The organism is Micromonospora sp. NBRC 101691, assembly GCF_030269285.1.
GTDB lineage: Bacteria > Actinomycetota > Actinomycetes > Mycobacteriales > Micromonosporaceae > Micromonospora > Micromonospora echinospora.
The window spans coordinates 45,438-60,172 of record NZ_BSTB01000021.1 but is presented as its reverse complement, the minus strand read 5'-3'; the positions used below and the strand labels follow the sequence as shown (position 1 = coordinate 60,172).

The 14,735-nt window shown below is 71.6% G+C and carries 14 protein-coding genes; 7 read left to right on the top strand and 7 right to left on the bottom strand.

The features are described from left to right. Positions 1-2 precede the first annotated feature (2 nt). Positions 3-803: a hypothetical protein gene (locus QSK20_RS26325; RefSeq protein WP_285791296.1), complete on the bottom strand. Its 801-nt coding sequence runs from the start codon at positions 801-803 to the stop codon at positions 3-5. Between the two features lie 238 nt (positions 804-1,041). On the opposite strand from QSK20_RS26325, the gene QSK20_RS26320 reads away from it, so the two are divergent. Both QSK20_RS26320 and QSK20_RS26315 read left to right on the top strand, forming a co-directional pair. Then, positions 1,042-2,277 (top strand): trypsin-like serine peptidase, encoded by a 1,236-nt coding sequence (locus tag QSK20_RS26320; RefSeq protein WP_285791295.1) that lies wholly within the window; start codon positions 1,042-1,044, stop codon positions 2,275-2,277. A 139-nt stretch (positions 2,278-2,416) separates the two neighbouring features. After that, the gene (locus QSK20_RS26315) at positions 2,417-3,409 is read left to right on the top strand and encodes a MerR family transcriptional regulator (protein WP_285791294.1); all 993 of its coding nucleotides are present in this window, start codon (positions 2,417-2,419) and stop codon (positions 3,407-3,409) included. Positions 3,410-3,413: 4 nt separating this feature from the next. On the opposite strand, the gene QSK20_RS26310 is transcribed toward QSK20_RS26315, so the two are convergent. From QSK20_RS26310 to QSK20_RS26300, 3 genes are all read right to left on the bottom strand, one after another. Then, positions 3,414-3,599 carry a DUF397 domain-containing protein gene (locus QSK20_RS26310; protein WP_285791293.1) on the bottom strand — a complete coding sequence of 62 codons (186 nt, stop codon included), beginning with the start codon at positions 3,597-3,599 and terminating at the stop codon, positions 3,414-3,416. A 1-nt stretch (position 3,600) separates the two neighbouring features. Next, positions 3,601-4,482: a helix-turn-helix domain-containing protein gene (locus QSK20_RS26305; protein WP_285791292.1), complete on the bottom strand. Its 882-nt coding sequence runs from the start codon at positions 4,480-4,482 to the stop codon at positions 3,601-3,603. A 225-nt stretch (positions 4,483-4,707) separates the two neighbouring features. Continuing rightward, a complete protein-coding gene (locus QSK20_RS26300; protein WP_285791291.1) occupies positions 4,708-5,664 on the bottom strand; it encodes a helix-turn-helix transcriptional regulator in 957 nt (318 codons plus the stop codon). Between the two features lie 89 nt (positions 5,665-5,753). Between QSK20_RS26300 and QSK20_RS26295 the strand changes: the two genes are divergently transcribed. Further along, positions 5,754-6,578 (top strand): SDR family oxidoreductase, encoded by an 825-nt coding sequence (locus QSK20_RS26295; protein WP_285791290.1) that lies wholly within the window; start codon positions 5,754-5,756, stop codon positions 6,576-6,578. 152 nt (positions 6,579-6,730) lie between these two features. On the opposite strand, the gene QSK20_RS26290 is transcribed toward QSK20_RS26295, so the two are convergent. After that, positions 6,731-7,585 carry a GNAT family N-acetyltransferase gene (locus tag QSK20_RS26290; protein WP_285791289.1) on the bottom strand — a complete coding sequence of 285 codons (855 nt, stop codon included), beginning with the start codon at positions 7,583-7,585 and terminating at the stop codon, positions 6,731-6,733. A 95-nt stretch (positions 7,586-7,680) separates the two neighbouring features. On the opposite strand from QSK20_RS26290, the gene QSK20_RS26285 reads away from it, so the two are divergent. Next, a complete protein-coding gene (locus QSK20_RS26285; protein WP_285791288.1) occupies positions 7,681-8,385 on the top strand; it encodes a VOC family protein in 705 nt (234 codons plus the stop codon). 86 nt (positions 8,386-8,471) lie between these two features. On the opposite strand, the gene QSK20_RS26280 is transcribed toward QSK20_RS26285, so the two are convergent. Further along, positions 8,472-9,446: a hypothetical protein gene (locus QSK20_RS26280; protein WP_285791287.1), complete on the bottom strand. Its 975-nt coding sequence runs from the start codon at positions 9,444-9,446 to the stop codon at positions 8,472-8,474. Then, complete coding sequence (locus QSK20_RS26275; RefSeq protein ID WP_285791286.1) at positions 9,443-10,192, bottom strand: Crp/Fnr family transcriptional regulator; 750 nt, start codon at positions 10,190-10,192, stop codon at positions 9,443-9,445. Before QSK20_RS26275 ends, QSK20_RS26280 begins: the two co-directional genes overlap by 4 nt. Before the next feature lie 261 nt (positions 10,193-10,453). On the opposite strand from QSK20_RS26275, the gene QSK20_RS26270 reads away from it, so the two are divergent. The 3 genes from QSK20_RS26270 to QSK20_RS26260 are packed head-to-tail and all read left to right on the top strand — an operon-like array spanning position 10,454 to position 14,695. Beyond that, a complete protein-coding gene (locus QSK20_RS26270; RefSeq protein ID WP_285791285.1) occupies positions 10,454-12,217 on the top strand; it encodes a dynamin family protein in 1,764 nt (587 codons plus the stop codon). Continuing rightward, positions 12,202-12,789, top strand: a complete 588-nt coding sequence (locus tag QSK20_RS26265) for a nucleotide exchange factor GrpE (RefSeq protein ID WP_285791284.1) — start codon at positions 12,202-12,204, stop codon at positions 12,787-12,789. The genes QSK20_RS26270 and QSK20_RS26265 overlap by 16 nt, the downstream gene beginning before the upstream one ends. 16 nt (positions 12,790-12,805) lie before the next feature. After that, a complete protein-coding gene (locus QSK20_RS26260) occupies positions 12,806-14,695 on the top strand; it encodes a dynamin family protein (RefSeq protein ID WP_285791283.1) in 1,890 nt (629 codons plus the stop codon). Positions 14,696-14,735: the final 40 nt, after the last annotated feature.

Sequence of the window (14,735 nt, the reverse complement as noted above, 5' to 3'; positions counted from 1 at the left end):
CGTTACGCCCGACCGGACTCGGGGCCGCCGTCCGGCGGGTTCGGCGGCGAGGTCGCCAGCAGGTTCCGGATGGCGACTGCGATCACCGGATCCACCGGAAACCGTGCCTCCAGCCATTCGAGGACGACCCGGGCGGCCGCACGGTTCGCCCGGTAGCCGGGCACCATCGCGGCCAACGGCAGCGCCCCGGGCGGGTACGCCTGCTCCACCCGTCGGGCGGGATCGAACGGGTCGCGTCGGTGGGCGACGCCGGGGGAGGTGAGCCGGAGCAGGGCGAGGACCCGGTCCACGGCGTACGACTGGATGAACCGCGACGCGGACAGATGCTCGCCGCGCAGCTCGCGGTGCAGGCCGACGTAGAGGTTGGTCAGCGCCTCGTTCAGGTGGAAGGCGGGCGTGTCGTGGGGCGGGCACGCCGGAGGACGCCGACTCTCGGCGAGGCCGGCGGGCGCGTCGGGTCGCTGCCAGACGACGCGGGCGCCGGCGAACGGCAGCCGGGTCAACTCGTCGACGGTGAAGACCGCGTACTCGACGAAGATCCCGTCGGCGTAGAGCGCCTTGCGGCCGTTGCGGTCGTTGGCGAAGCTGTACGCCACCGGGCAGGGCGCCGCGAGCCAGTCGATGGAGTCGACGTAGCGGGAGACGGCGCCGTCGGCGACGACCACGAAGAAGTCGAGGTCGGAGTGCTCGTCGAGCCGATCGTGTTCGTGCCCCGCCGAACCGAGGCCGAGGAGGGCCACCGTGTCCGGCCGGGTGGCGAGGTGGGTGGCGAGATCGTCCAGCCGGCGCAGCATCGGGTGCATGACGTCGTCCCTTTCGTGAAGAGTCGACGTTTCAGCCCGTACGGCCGTGGCCGCCGCCGGGGTCGCGACAGGAGATGCGGCGATGCTATGCCGGGTGGCGGCACCGATCAACGGTGCGGCCTGGCCCGGTGCGTGGAACCTCAACGACTCCAAATCATCGATACATTTGCATGTCTTGCTTCGCTCGTGTATGAAGACTCCAGGCACGTCTGGTGCTGGTTCCTGGGGAGGAGCGACGATGAATGACACCCTGCGCCGCCTGCGAACGGCGGCGGTCGCGCTCAGCGCCTGCACACTCGGGCTGAGCCTGCTGTCGGCACCCGCCGCCGCCGAGGCGCCCTCGGTGCAACCGCTCGCACCGCAGTCCGAGCGGGCGCCCGAGTCGGAGCAGTTCTCGGTCGAGGGCGTCACCACGGTCGGTGAACTCCGTACCGTCGACGGCTCGCTGTCCCGCGTTCGGGACAGCCGGACGCAGATCATCCGGCATCCCGGGGCGTCGTACGTCAAGGTGCACTTCAGCGCACTGCGACTGGCCCCCGGCGAGTACGTGACCGTGGCCAGCCCCGACGGTCGGGAGAGCTACCGGTACGACCGCGACCTGGACCGGGCGACCGGCTCGGACTACACCACCGACGGCCAGCCGGGTTTCTGGGCCATGTCGGTGGAGGGTGACACCGCCGTGGTGACGCTGCACAGCAGCCGCGCCGGCCGGGGTGAAGCCGCGACCATCGACCGCTTCTGGCGCGGCTACGACGCCACGGAGATCAAGCAGTACAACTTCTCCACGCAGTCCGTCTGCAGCACCGACGCCCGCCGCGACGTGGTCTGCTACCAGAACAGCCACCCCACCGAGTTCGCCCGGGGTCGGGCGGTGGCGCGACTGCTGATGAGTGGCGGGGGCATGTGCACCGCCTGGCGGGTCGGCAACACCAACCGCCTGCTGACCAACAAGCACTGCTTCTCGACGCAGGCCGCCGTCAGCGCCAGCGAGACGCAGTTCAACTACCAGTGCGCCACCTGTGGCGGCTCGAACCCCGGTGCCGGCACCAAGGTCAGCGGCCTCACCCTCTACAAGGTGAGCACCGGTGGCTCCGGTGAGCTCGACTACGCCCTGTACTCGGTGAACAACTTCAGCAGCATCCAGGGGTTCGGCACGCTGTACCTGGCGACGACCGCCACCACCACCGGCACCCGGATGTACATCCCCGGGCACGGTGACGGCAGCCCGAAGCGACTGTCGATCTTCGAGGACACCCAGAACGGCGCGAACTGCACCGTCAAGAACGCCAACTACAACAGCTGGAACATCAGCTACAGCTGTGACACCTCGGGCGGAAACTCGGGCTCGCCGGTGCTGAACGGCAGCCACCGGGTGATCGCCCTGCACCACCTCGGCGGTTGCCCGTCGAACCAGGGCGCGAAGGCGCACCTGATCTACAACGAGATCGCCAGCCTGATCGACAACAACGGCTGACCGACGGTCGACCACGGGCCGCCGGGGTGCACGACGCCCCCGGCGGCCCGTGATCAGTGCGATCGCCCGGTGTGAGGCTCGTTCGTTCCCCGGGGCCGGACTTGCATCTCAAGCCGCTTGAGATCGCATAGTGGGCGTCGTGGACATGAACGAGCTGTACGCCATCGGGGACGTCGCCCGGCGGACCGGCCTGAGCGTCAGCGCGGTCCGGCACTACGCGGACGCCGGTGTCGTAACGCCGGCCGCCAGCACCCCGGCCGGCCACCGCCGGTACGACGTGTCGGCCATCGCCCGCCTGGAGCTGGTCCGGACGCTGCGGGAACTCGGTGCCGGCCTGGACGAGATCCGGCGGGTACTGGCCGGCGAGGCGACGCTGCGCGAGCTGGCCGCCACCCACCTGGCCCTGCTGGCCCGGCAGGAGGCGCGGCTGCGCAGCCGACGCGCGGTGCTGTCGGCCATCCTGCGACAGGACTCCACGGCCGAGCAGGTCCTGCTGATGCACAAGCTGGCCGGCATGTCGGACGAGGAGCGCGACCGGCTGATCGACGAGTTCTGGACCGAGGTCTCCACCGGCTGGGAGCCGCCGGAGCGGATGATCCAGTGGTGGCGGGCGGCCCGGCCGGAGCTGCCCGATCATCCCACCACGGCCCAGTTGGAGGCGTGGATCGAGCTGGCCGAGCTGGTCCGGGACACCGAGGTCCGGCAGGCCGTGCGCCGTCATCTGCGCGAGGTGTGCACCACCGGGGCCGGGCCGCTGATGACCTCGCCGCCGATGCTGGACAGCCTGGAGGCCGCCACGCCGATCGCCGAGGCGGCGATGGACGCGGCGCGGGAGCGGGTGGCGCCGGACTCGCCCCGGGGGCGGGAGATCGCCGACCGGTGGATGGGGTGGCTGACCGGCATCTTCGCGACACCGGACAACCCCGGGATACCGGACACGCCCGAGTTCCGCATCGAGACCGCCGACCACATGCTGGCGGGCGCGGAGTGGGAGCGTACGCCGCCGGACCCGGAGGGACCGCTCGACCGGTACATGGCGCTGGTCACCGCTGTGAACAGCGTGCCACCGGAGTCGTTCCCGTACGAGTGGCTGGCTGCGGCACTGCGCGCCTCGGCCCTACCGGCGCGCTGACCGGTCAGTGCGCCGGCTTGACGGAGCGGACGAAGCTGGCCCACGCGGCGGGGGAGAAGGTCAGGGCCGGGCCGGACGGGTCCTTGCTGTCGCGTACGGCGACGAGGCCGGGCAGGTTGTCGGCGACCTCCACACAGTCACCCCCGTTGTCGCCGCTGCGGGTGCTCGTGCGCCACCGAGCGCCGGCCATTTCAGCCACGGTGAACCTCCCCGATGATCTTGTTGATCAGCTGTCTTGATTGTGCCTCATCCAGCGTCAGATCATCGAGGCTCGCCCATACTTCGTCGTAGATGGCGAGTTCTTCCTTGCGGTCGAGGTAGAGCGCACCGGTCAACGACTCTTTGTAGACGACCGACGGCTCGGGCTCGATCCGGTTCCGGATCGGGAAGTCAAGCATGACGAACGAGCCGGCGACCGCGCCGAAGTGCAGGCCGGCGCTGAGGGGAAAAATTCGAACAGAGACGTTGGGGAGTTCGCCGACCGCCAGGAGGTGCCGAAGCTGATCAGCCATCGTTGCTGCACTGCCGACCGTGCGGAGCAGCGCTGCCTCGGCCAGGATCACCTCCACCCTGGGTGCCGGAGGCAGTCTCCGGTGCAGAAGGGCCTGTCGTTGCAGTCGTACCTCGACCAGACGTTCGCGCTCCGCGTCCGTCATGGTGCGGCGGTGCTGGTAGACCGCGAAGGCGTAGGCGCGCGTCTGTAGCATGCCGGGGATCAGAGCTTCGTCGAAGCGGCGAATGGACGACGCGGCGGATTCCAGGCCGACATAGAGTTCGAACCACTCGGGAATGGCATCGACGTACGAGTGCCACCAGCCCCTGGCCCTGGTCTCGTGGGCCAGGGCGGTGAGGGCGCGGGACAGTTCGGGCGTCGCGCCGTACAACTCGCACAGGGCCCGCACGTCGATGGCGCGGGCCGAGCCGAGGCCGGACTCGATGCGCCACATCTTCTGCCGGCTACAGTGCAGCGCGTCCGCCGCGCCGTCGAGGGTCATCTGTGCTTCGGTGCGTAGCTCCCGCAGCGCCCGCCCGAGCTGCCGTCTCGGGACGGTCGATCCCATGTCGTCGGCCATCCGCCACCCTTTCCTGCGTTGCGTTTTGTTACATCGGTACGCCACCGGTGAAACGTCGACCTGTCGCTGAGGAAATGGTTGACCCGTTGCCGTCCACGCAATGGCTATTACGTATCGGACCCTACCGGAATGCGCCGACGACAGCCATGTGCGCGCAATTCCCGTACGCGCAATTCGCGTTTTTCGGGTTCGGTCACCGGACGGTGTGGCCAGGCGGCAACGGCCTCAACGGGTGCCGGCGGCCAGACGTCGCCCCCAGTCGCGCATGTACTCGACGGCCTCGGGTGGTCCGTGCACGACGAACGGGGCTTCGAGTGCTCCGATGCAGAAGGTGGCCCAAGCGAGGGAATCGGCGGCGAGGTACACCCGACACGACGAGTCGTCGACGGGCTCCACGGTGCCGTAGTGCCCGATCTCGTTGCGCACCCGCTCCGCGGGGGCCTGGACGGTGGCAAGGACGGGATACCTGGCGGGCATCGATCTGATCTGGGCGTGCACGTACCCGACGGGGTCGTCGGCAGGCAGCCGGCGGGGCGCGAAGCTCTTCCCGGTGCAGTCCGGGCCATCGATCCGGTCGACCCGGAAGGTGCGCCAGTCGCCCCGGCCGTGGTCCCAGGCGATGAGGTAGAGGCGGTTCTCGACGCTGACGATCCGGTGCGGGTCGGTCGTCCTGCTGGTGACCTGACCGGTTCGCCTGCGATAGGTGAACTCCAGCGTCTCCGTATCTCGGCAGGCCAGGGCGATGGTCGTCAACGAGGCGACATCGGTGATGGCGGCATGCGCCTCGGTGCCCGGCGCCGGAACGGCGACGGCTCGGAGGCTGTCGACGCGGCGCCGGATACGTACGGGAAGCACCTGGACGATCTTGGCCATTGCGCTGAGCGCGGCCTCCCCGGACATCGGGTGCGCGCGGGAGGCGATCTCCTTGAGCCCCATGACCACGGCGGCGGCCTCCTCCTCGCTGAGCACCAGGGGCGGGAGGGAAGCCCCTGGACTGAGCTGGTAGCCACCGCCGGTGCCCCGCGTCGTGGTGATCGGATACCCGAGTTCCTGGAGGCCGTCGACGTCACGGCGGAGCGTGCGCTGGCTGACACCGAGGCGACGGGCGAGTTCGTCGCCGGGCCAGTGACGCCGGTTCTGAAGCAGTCCGAGGAGTTCGAGGACCCGGGTGCTGCTCGACATGACCCGACTCTAGCGATCCTTGTGGCCGTATAGCGGCCACAAGGGTGGTGAGGATGGGACGTGCCATGAAACGGAAAGGACCTACGAGCATGCGCATTCTCGTCACCGGAGCAACCGGCCAGGTCGGGCGTCACCTCGTCGCTCAACTGCACGAGGCCGGGCACGACGTCCGAGCGCTCACCCGCAATCCCGCGAAGGCCGACCTGCCGCCCGGCGTCCGGGTGATGGCAGGCGACCTCACCGACACCGCCACGCTCGGACCCGCCTTCGAAGGAGTCGACGGAATCCACCTGATCACGTTCGGCGGCGACGGCTTCGACGACCTGACCAACGGCTCGGAGATCGTCGACCTGGCCGAGCGCCATGGCGTCGGTCGCGCCACCGTACTCGGTGGCTGGTCTCCCACCAGCGTCGAGAACGCCCTCATGTCCAGCACCATCGGCTGGAGCATCCTGCAACCCGTCGAGTTCATGGGCAACGCCCTCGAATGGGCCGAGGAGATCCGTACCAGTCGCACCGTCTCCATGCTCGCCGCCTACCCGAGCGCGATGGTGCACGAAGCTGACATCGCCCGCGTCGCCGCGACCGCGCTCACCCGGGACGGCCACGGGGGACGCGCCTACCCGCTCACCGGACCCGAGGCGCTCACCCCACGGGAACGAACCCGGATCCTCGCCGAGGCCACCGGTCAGGACATCGCCTTCGTGCAACTCACCGAGGACGGCGAACGCGCCCGGCTGCGCGGTTACGGCTACGACGACGACTACGTGGAGTTCGGAATCCAGTTGGCCACCAACCCTCCCGACACCGCCGGCGTGGTCCTGCCCACCGTCGAGGAGGTCACCGGGCAGCCCGCCCGAACCTTCGCCCAGTGGGCTCAGGAACACGCCGGACAGTTCCGCACCACCCCCTGACCCGCCCGCCCCTCCCCGTCGATCATGGAGTTGTGGTGCCACGGGATGTGGTCTTTGTGGCGGTCTGGTGGGTGCCCGAACTCCATGATCGACGGGGCGACGCGGTGCGGGGGCGGTGCGGGGCGGGGGCGGTGCGGGGGCGGGGCGGCTGATCAGGGGTTTCGGCGCAGGTCCGGTACGTCGGGGAGCTGCTGGAAGCCGGCCGAGCGGTAGGTGGCGACGGCACCGGCGTTGGCACTCGGGGTGCACACGATCGCGCTCGACGAGCCCATCTGGCGCAGGGTTGCCGCCGCCGCGACGGTGATCGCCGTGCCGTACCCGTGGCCGCGATGGTCGCGGTGCACGCCCATCGGTTCGAGCAACCCGGGCCGTCCCGGACCGGCCGACCACACCGTCGCGGTCGCCACCGCGGTGCCGTGGTCGTCGTAGGCGACCAGACACCGGGCGTCGGCGTACGCCGGTCCGGTCGCCATCGCGTGCCACCGCTCGTCCGTGAACGTCGACCGGTCGAACGCCGCGCGCTGCACGGCGACCCGCTCGTGGACCTGCTCCGGGCCGACCGACTCGATCCGTACGCCGCGGTCCGCCACGGGTTCCGTGAGGTCACGTCGAAGCGGTGTCCACGGCTCGTCGAGGTCCCACCCGGCAGCGAGCAGCAGCGCACGGAACACGCCGTCGCACCGCGCCTCGACGGCGACGCTTCCCTGCGGGAGGACGCCGCGTTCCGGCCGCGTCACGTCGTCGGCCATCTGGCGGGCCAGCTCCTCGTCCTGGCCGGCGTCGGGGGCGATCCCGATCCGCACCAGCCCGGGACCGTCCAGCAGCCCGACGGCGAGGATCGTTCCGTCGCGGCTCCAGGTCCGGACCGCGCGGGCCGTCGTCTCCGCTCCGAAACTCCAGTGCCAGCCCAGGTCCCCCGGATGCAGTTGTACCGGCGACCCGTCGTGCTGCCACCGGCGCAGCACACGTACGGCCTCGCCCAGCCCGTCGACCCCTGGCGTGCTCATCACCACCGACACGTCGAGATCCAAACACCGCCGCCCCGCCGGGCTCAACGGGATATTGCCTTGTCGCCCTGCGGGTCCGTGCCTACCGTACGGTGATGCCTCTGCGACTGCTGTCGGTGACCTTCGACGCGCACGATCCGACCCGCCTGGCGCGGTTCTGGGCCGGTCTGCTCGGCCGGGAGGTCGTCGAGGACGCCGGTGGCGTGCTCCTGCCCGGCGACGACACCCAGGTCGGTCTCCGGTTCGCGTCCGGCGGCGCGGAGATGACCCCGCCGAACCGCCTGCACCTGCACCTGACCAGCGCGAGCGCCGCCGGTCAGCAGGAGACGGTGGCGACGGCGCTGCGGCTCGGCGGCGGCCACCTCGACGTCGGGCAGCGCCCCGAGGAGGGGCACGTCGTCCTGGCCGATCCCGAGGGCTACGAGTTCTGCGTGATCGAGGCGGGCAACAACTTCCTCGCCGGGTGCGGGCTGCTCGGGGAGGTCGCCTGCGACGGCACCCGCGAGGTCGGCCTCTTCTGGAGCGCGGCGCTGGACTGGCCGCTCGTGTGGGACCAGGACGAGGAGACCGCGGTCCAGTCCCCGCACGGCGGTACGAAGGTCGCGTGGGGCGGCCCGCCGGTGGCCCCGAAGGTGGGCCGGAACCGGCAGCGCTTCGACCTGGCCCCGGCCGGTGGCGACCAGCAGGCGGAGGTCGACCGGCTGGTCGCCCTCGGGGCCACCCGCCTGGAGACCGGTGCGGATGGCGTCGTCGTGCTGGCCGACCCGGACGGCAACGAGTTCTCCGTCAGACGGAGCTGACCGGGGCGCGGCCGATGCGGCCGGTGGGTCAGCGCACCGGCGACCGCCTGAGCCCTGTCGTCGAGTCGCCGGGCCGGCGAGTGCCGTCACGCGTCGGTCGATTGGTCGGATCCGTCATACGTCGGGTGGGCGTATGCGCCGTGCTGCCCGGTCAGCGGGTGACCGCCGGAGGCGGCGCCGGCCCGGTCCGCCGGCCCGTGCTGGTCGGAGTGGTGGACGTGCGACGAGAAGTCGTACACCACGTCCACGGCGATGACGTCACCGGCTTCGTGGTGGTCGGCGGGCAGCCGCTCCGAGATGGTGCCGGTGACGTCGACCAGCAGACCGTCGAGGCCGATGCCGCCGCGCCGGTCCCGGATCCGCTGCCGGACCTTGTCCAGCCCCAGCAGCGTCAGCGGCGCCCGGGTGCCGCGCCAGACGGCCCGCGCCGCCCGCCGGTCGGGGGCCGGTCCGGCGGGCGGCAGGTAGTACCAGACCCGCACCTCCGACGCCGGTTGCCCAGCGCCGTGCGCCCGCGCGACGACCTGCTGCGCGCGGAACTCTTCGGCCGGCACCCCGCCGTACCGCTGGCTCCTGACGACGTCCTGGTAGAGGAAGTCGTCGGTGATGACGATGAGATCGGCTCCGGTGTTGGCCAGTGCCGCCAACACCTTCTTGAAGACCGGCGAGCCGACCAGGTCACCGGCCATGATCACGGCCTGGCCGACGAAGCCGGTGGCTCCCCGGCCGGTGCTGCCACCGACGAAGGCCGCCCGCAGGCGGATCCGGCCGGCGTCACCCGGCTCGGAGTTGGCCTCGTGCAGTCCGTGCCGCAGTCCCAGAATGAGCCCCGGCACGACCCGGCCGAGGTCCGCCCCCTCGGGCAGGACCGCCAGTTGGCCGTCCCCGTGGTCCTGCACGTTCTCCCGGTCCAGTCGTCGGATCCCGGCCCGCTCACAGGCGAACTGGACCACCCGGAGCAGCCGTTCCTGCACGTCAAGCTGACCCGGCACGGACCGTGTGCTGTAGCCCTCGACGTCGACGAAGAGACTCAACCGGTACGGGGTCGCGGGGCGGATCATCGCTCGTCTCCCTCCTGCGCTGCCGGCGGCGGCAGCGTGCCCCTCTCGACCAGATGACGCAGCAGGTCGGGGCGGCACACGATCTGTCGCCGGTACTCCGTTTTGATCAGGCCGGTCTCCCGGAGCCGGCGGAACGCCCGTTGCAGGCTCGGGTCCGAGACCCCGACGAGCGAGGCCAGCTCCGGCTGGCTGAGCGGGACCTCGATGCGGACGCCGGAGGCGTACGGCCGCCCGTACGCCTCGGCCAGGTGTTGCAGCGCCAACGCCAGGCGGACCAGGGTGGACGCGGTGGTGAAGTCGACCCGGTGCCGGGTCGCCCGCCGAAACTTGTCGGCGACCGAGGCGTGGATCGCGGTGGCCGCCTCGGGACGCTCGGCCATGAACGTCCGGAGCGACCGGGCGGTGATCACCCGGACCCGCACGGCGGTCGCCGCGAAGACCGAGGCGGACCGGGGGGTGCCGTTCATCGCGGCGAGCTCGCCCACCATGTCCCCGGCACCCCGCAACGACAGCAGTACGGTACGACCGTCGACGGTTCCGCCGAGCACCTTGACGCAGCCGCCCAGCACGACGAACGCGTCGGTGCTGCTGTCCCCGTCCAGCATCAGCGCCTCGCCCGAGGCGTACCGCCGGTCGGATCCGAGGCTGACGAGCGCGGTCCGGTCGGCCTCGCGGAGCCGGTCGAGGAGGGTGCCGGGGCGCCAGGCCCCGGTCGTGGCCGACCACGGTCGGTGCGCATGACTCATCGAATGCCCCACACCCGCTGACGCCAGCGACGTAGTTGTCCACTCCGAATGACGACGACCGTATCGGGCTCCACAATGGTCGGCCATCGCTCCTTGTGGTCGAGGACGGTCGCTCTTCGTGTCAATTGACGCACTGTTCGGCTCACCGCTTCCCATCCGGTGATGGGAAGCGCGTCCGGCCGCGCACCTAGCATCATCGCCATCTACGCCGGCAGCGCTCGCGATCGGGCGGGACCACCGACACAGTGGACGGTGAGGAACATGGCGGTCCGACCAGGAGAGCCGGTCGATGCCGGGGAGCTGCTCGCCTCCTGCGCGGCGCTGGCCGACCGCGGCGGCGCGCAGCTCGCGCCGCTGGCCGGGATCCTGCGGACCGGCGGTCTGCGGCTGACCGAGCCCATGCGGTTGGCCGTCGTCGGTCAGATCAAGCGAGGGAAGTCGACCCTGGTCAACGCTCTGCTCGGCGCGGAGCTCAGTGCCACCGGGCGGGCCGAGCTGACCTTCACGGTCAGCGAGTTCCGGTACGCCGACCGGCCAGAGATCGTCGTGCACTACAAGGACGGGACGGTGTCCACGGGGTTCGCGCCCGCGCAGTTCCACGAGCTGACCACCCGGGACGCCCGCCGGGCCGAGCACCTGCGACGGATCCGGAAGGTCGAGTACGGCATCCCCAACCCGCTGCTGCGCCACTTCCGCCTGGTGGACACGCCGGGGCTGGGCAGCGTGCACGTGGTGGACGCCGCGAACACCCGCGACATCCTCGGCATCGGCGACATCGCCGACGGGTCCGAACGGCACGCCCTCGCACAGGCGCTCGCCGACAGCGGCCGGGACGGGGCGACCGTACACCGGGAGAGCATCGCCGAACTCGACCAGGCCGACGCGGTGCTCTACCTGTTCAGCCGTGCCCTGCACCAGCGTGACCACACGGCGTTGTCGCAGTTCATCGGTTCCGCCGGCGGTTCGCTGACCCCGTTGAAGGCGTTCGGTGTGCTCAGCCGGTGCGACCAGTACTGGCCGGACCGGACTGCCGGAAGGGGCGTCGACCCGCTCGCCCGCGACCCGCTCACGGTCGGCGACCAACTGGCCCGGCAGTTGCTCGGCTGGGCACCGGCGGCCCGGACGTTCTACACGGTCCTGCCGGTCGCGGGGCTGCTCGCGGCGGGGGCGAACCGGTTGGGTGACCGCGAGTTCGAGTGGCTCGCCGACCTGGTCCGCGACGGGGGCGCGGGAAACGTCGTCCGGCTCCTGCGCGACGCGGAACGCTTCGCGAACCGGGAGGACCTCCGGGGTGTACGGCTCCCGGTCGACCAGCGGCGGCACCTCGTCACCCGGGTCGGCGCCTGGGGTGTCGCACTGGCGTGCCGGTACCTCGACGACGGGCTCGGTCCCGGGCAGGTGCGGCAGCGGCTGCTCGACCACAGCGGGATACCCCGGCTCCGCGCCCTGGTGATCCGGCACTTCGGCAACCGGTCGGCGCTGCTCAAGGTGGACGGCGTGGCGCAGCGCGCCCGCGCCGAGGTGGTCCGCCTGCGACTGGCGGCGCAGCGCGCCGGCCTCCGGGTGGCGCCGGAGGTCGACCACGTCGCCTCCCAGCTCGAACGACTGCACGACGCGCTGCCCGGCCTCGCGGAACTGCGCACCCTCGGCCGCTACTACAACGGCGAGTTCGGACTGGTCGACGAGGAGGTCGACACGCTGCTCCGGGTGACCGGAGAACACGGCCTCGACGCGGCCTCCCGGGTCGGACTGCCGCCGACCGCGACCGCCGGGGACATCGCGCGGGCCGCCCGCGCCGCCGCCGGTTGGTGGGCCGCGCAGCTCCAGGATCCGATGCGGGACGCCGTCGCGGCGCTGGTGGCCCGTCAACTCATGCGCTCGTTCGAACGGATCGAGGCCGAGGCGACCGTGGACGCCGGGCGGGCATCGTCCGGGCCGGGCACGTCGGCCTCGGCGGAGACCCGGCCGCACCGCACGCACCCCCCGTCCGACGACCTGGAGGCACCCACATGCGCGCGAACCTGACCCGTTGGCTGCCCGACAGGTCGAGGTGGTGGCGACGGCCGCGACGCCGGGAGCTGCGCCGGATCGAGAGCCGGATCGACGAGGCCGTGGCCGCTCTGCGCGCGCTCGGCGTACAGGTGGCCGCCCTCCAGGAGAGCATCGACCGGCGTGCGGAGTCCGTGGCCGGAGCGGGTGGAGCTTCCGGGCAACCGGCGGACGGGACGGCGCGGCCGGCCGGTGCCCCCGCCGGGGAACCTCCCGGCGGGGTGCGGGAACTCGTCACGATCGCGGACCGGCTCGCCGACCTGACGTCCCGGGCGACGCCGACCGACCCGGCCCAGGCCGCCGCGGTCCTGCGCTGGCTCGACCGGCAACTGCCGGCCGTCATGGAGGCGGCCGGACTCGTCGCGATCGCCGACCCGGCCGGTCCGGTCGACCTCGACCGGCACGAGGTGGTGGCGAGCCGGCCGGGCCCGGTCGACACCGAGGTGATCGCCGAGACCGTCCGGGTCGGCTATCTCTGGCGCGGCTCGCTGCTGCGTACCCAACAGGTCGTCACCACGCACCCCGACGCGGTCGGGTGCCGACCCTGAACCCGAGGAGGGCACCATGAACCAGTTGTCCGAGTTGCGGAAGGCCGTGTTGTCCGGGTTCCGCGCCGTCATCGACATCACCGAGCGGAGCGCGCCGGCCCCGCTCTTCGAGGCCGCCGAGCAGGCCTGGCACCGGCTCGCCGACGAGCGGTACCGGGTCGTCGTCTGCGGCGAGTTCAAGCGGGGGAAGTCGACCCTGCTCAACGCGCTGGTCGACCGGTCCGGGCTGTTCCCGGTCGACGTCCAGATCGCCACGTCCGTGGTGGTCGAGTTGTCGTACGCGCCGGTCGAGGTGGCGGTCGTCCACTTCGCGGCACCCGCGAACGGGCCGGACGACATGCCGCCCCCGCGCGAGATCCCGCTGAGCGCGATCGCCGACTACGCCACCGAGCAGGGCAACCCGTTCAACGAGAAGAACGTGACCAGGATCGCGGTCGGGCTTCCCCTCGACGGGCTGAAGCAGGGGCTGGTCCTGGTGGACACCCCCGGCATCGGCAGCATGAATCCGGCCCACGGGGTGGTCACCCGCAGCGAGATCCTGGCCGCCGACGCGCTGATCTTCGTGGCGTCGGCCCAGGAGGGGCTGAGCACGAACGAGCTGGACTTCCTGGCCGACGCCATCGACGTCTGCCCGACGGTGATCACCGCGGTCACGTTCGTGGACATGGTGGTGGACCCCGCGCAGGCGGTCGCCGAGGCCGCGGCGAAGATCGCCAAGCTGGTGGACCGGCCGGTGGAGGAGCTGACCGTGGTCGGCGTCTCGGCGCCGCGCAAGCACGACGCCGACGAGGACGAGGACGCGGAACTGCTCACCGAGTCGGGGTTCCCGCTGCTGGAGCGGGAACTGTGGGACGGTCTCGCGGCCACCTGCGGTCGGGTCCGGGTCGGCGCGGCCCTCGACACCTGGCTGGAGCTGGTGGAGACGCTGCGGCAACCGTTGGCGGACCAGATCGCCGCGCTGCGCGCCGAGGAGTCCTCGGCCGGCATCCGTGACCAGCTCGACCAGATCAAGAAGGACCTGGCGGCCCTCGACCAGATCGCGCCGACCGAGGCGGCCGAGCTCGCCAACCGCTTCGACCGGGCCACCCGGCCCGTGCTCGAACGGATGGCCGACGACTTCGACAGCCTGGGCGAGGGCTTCCGGGACGTCCTCAACCGCCCCACGGCACCGGACGACCCGCCCCGCCTCGCCAAGGACACGATCAGCCTGACCGTCGACATCGCCGACCGGGCCAGCCGTGAGCTGCGGGCCGCCGCCGTCGCCGTGGCGCTCGAGTACGGGCTGGGCAACGGGTACACGGCCGCCGCCGAGGACGACGTGCCCGGTGGCCCGCGCGGCACGACCGGTGAGTTGACGATCCGGACGCTGACCGGGGGAAGCGTGTTCAGTCGGCTCCGCACCCGGTTCGCCGGGGTCATGATCGGCGGCGGCACCGGGGCCGCGATCGGCGCGATCGCCGGGTCGATCATTCCGGTCGTCGGTACGGCGGTCGGCGCCGCCGGGGGCATGCTGATCGGGAAGATCAGTGGCTTCTTCGCCGGCAAGAAGGAGGCCCAGCGGCAGGAGGCGCTCCAGGAGCGTCGGGACGTCGTGGCCCAGCTGCGCGACTACGTCCTGCCCCGCCTCGACTCCGCCCGCCGCGCCGCCGACCGCAGCGTCGGCGCCCTGGCCCGGGACCTCGCCGTCGGACTGGAGAAGGCGCGGCAGGCCCACCGCCAGACCCAGCGGCAGCTGCTCACGGACCGGGGCCGGGACCTCACCGCGGCGCTGAAGGACACCCAGGAACAGCGGACGGCGAGGATCGGGGCGCTCGAGAACCTCCTGGACATCTACGGCCGGCTGCTCGAACAGCACGACGACCTCCGGGGGCGGCTCGGCTCCCTCGGGCACGAGGGGAACGACTGATGCCCGCCCCCGACCGGCCCGACGCGTCACGGGCGGAACG

What these genes read in the sequence shown, in the direction of transcription:
- QSK20_RS26325 (WP_285791296.1), bottom strand. Translation starts at nt 803, where the DNA reads ATGCACCCGATGCTGCGCCGGCTGGACGATCTCGCCACCCACCTCGCC.
- QSK20_RS26320 (WP_285791295.1), top strand. Translation starts at nt 1,042, where the DNA reads ATGAATGACACCCTGCGCCGCCTGCGAACGGCGGCGGTCGCGCTCAGC.
- QSK20_RS26310 (WP_285791293.1), bottom strand. Translation starts at nt 3,599, where the DNA reads ATGGCCGGCGCTCGGTGGCGCACGAGCACCCGCAGCGGCGACAACGGG.
- QSK20_RS26305 (WP_285791292.1), bottom strand. Translation starts at nt 4,482, where the DNA reads ATGGCCGACGACATGGGATCGACCGTCCCGAGACGGCAGCTCGGGCGG.
- QSK20_RS26300 (WP_285791291.1), bottom strand. Translation starts at nt 5,664, where the DNA reads ATGTCGAGCAGCACCCGGGTCCTCGAACTCCTCGGACTGCTTCAGAAC.
- QSK20_RS26295 (WP_285791290.1), top strand. Translation starts at nt 5,754, where the DNA reads ATGCGCATTCTCGTCACCGGAGCAACCGGCCAGGTCGGGCGTCACCTC.
- QSK20_RS26290 (WP_285791289.1), bottom strand. Translation starts at nt 7,585, where the DNA reads ATGAGCACGCCAGGGGTCGACGGGCTGGGCGAGGCCGTACGTGTGCTG.
- QSK20_RS26285 (WP_285791288.1), top strand. Translation starts at nt 7,681, where the DNA reads ATGCCTCTGCGACTGCTGTCGGTGACCTTCGACGCGCACGATCCGACC.
- QSK20_RS26280 (WP_285791287.1), bottom strand. Translation starts at nt 9,446, where the DNA reads ATGATCCGCCCCGCGACCCCGTACCGGTTGAGTCTCTTCGTCGACGTC.
- QSK20_RS26275 (WP_285791286.1), bottom strand. Translation starts at nt 10,192, where the DNA reads ATGAGTCATGCGCACCGACCGTGGTCGGCCACGACCGGGGCCTGGCGC.
- QSK20_RS26270 (WP_285791285.1), top strand. Translation starts at nt 10,454, where the DNA reads ATGGCGGTCCGACCAGGAGAGCCGGTCGATGCCGGGGAGCTGCTCGCC.
- QSK20_RS26265 (WP_285791284.1), top strand. Translation starts at nt 12,202, where the DNA reads ATGCGCGCGAACCTGACCCGTTGGCTGCCCGACAGGTCGAGGTGGTGG.
- QSK20_RS26260 (WP_285791283.1), top strand. Translation starts at nt 12,806, where the DNA reads ATGAACCAGTTGTCCGAGTTGCGGAAGGCCGTGTTGTCCGGGTTCCGC.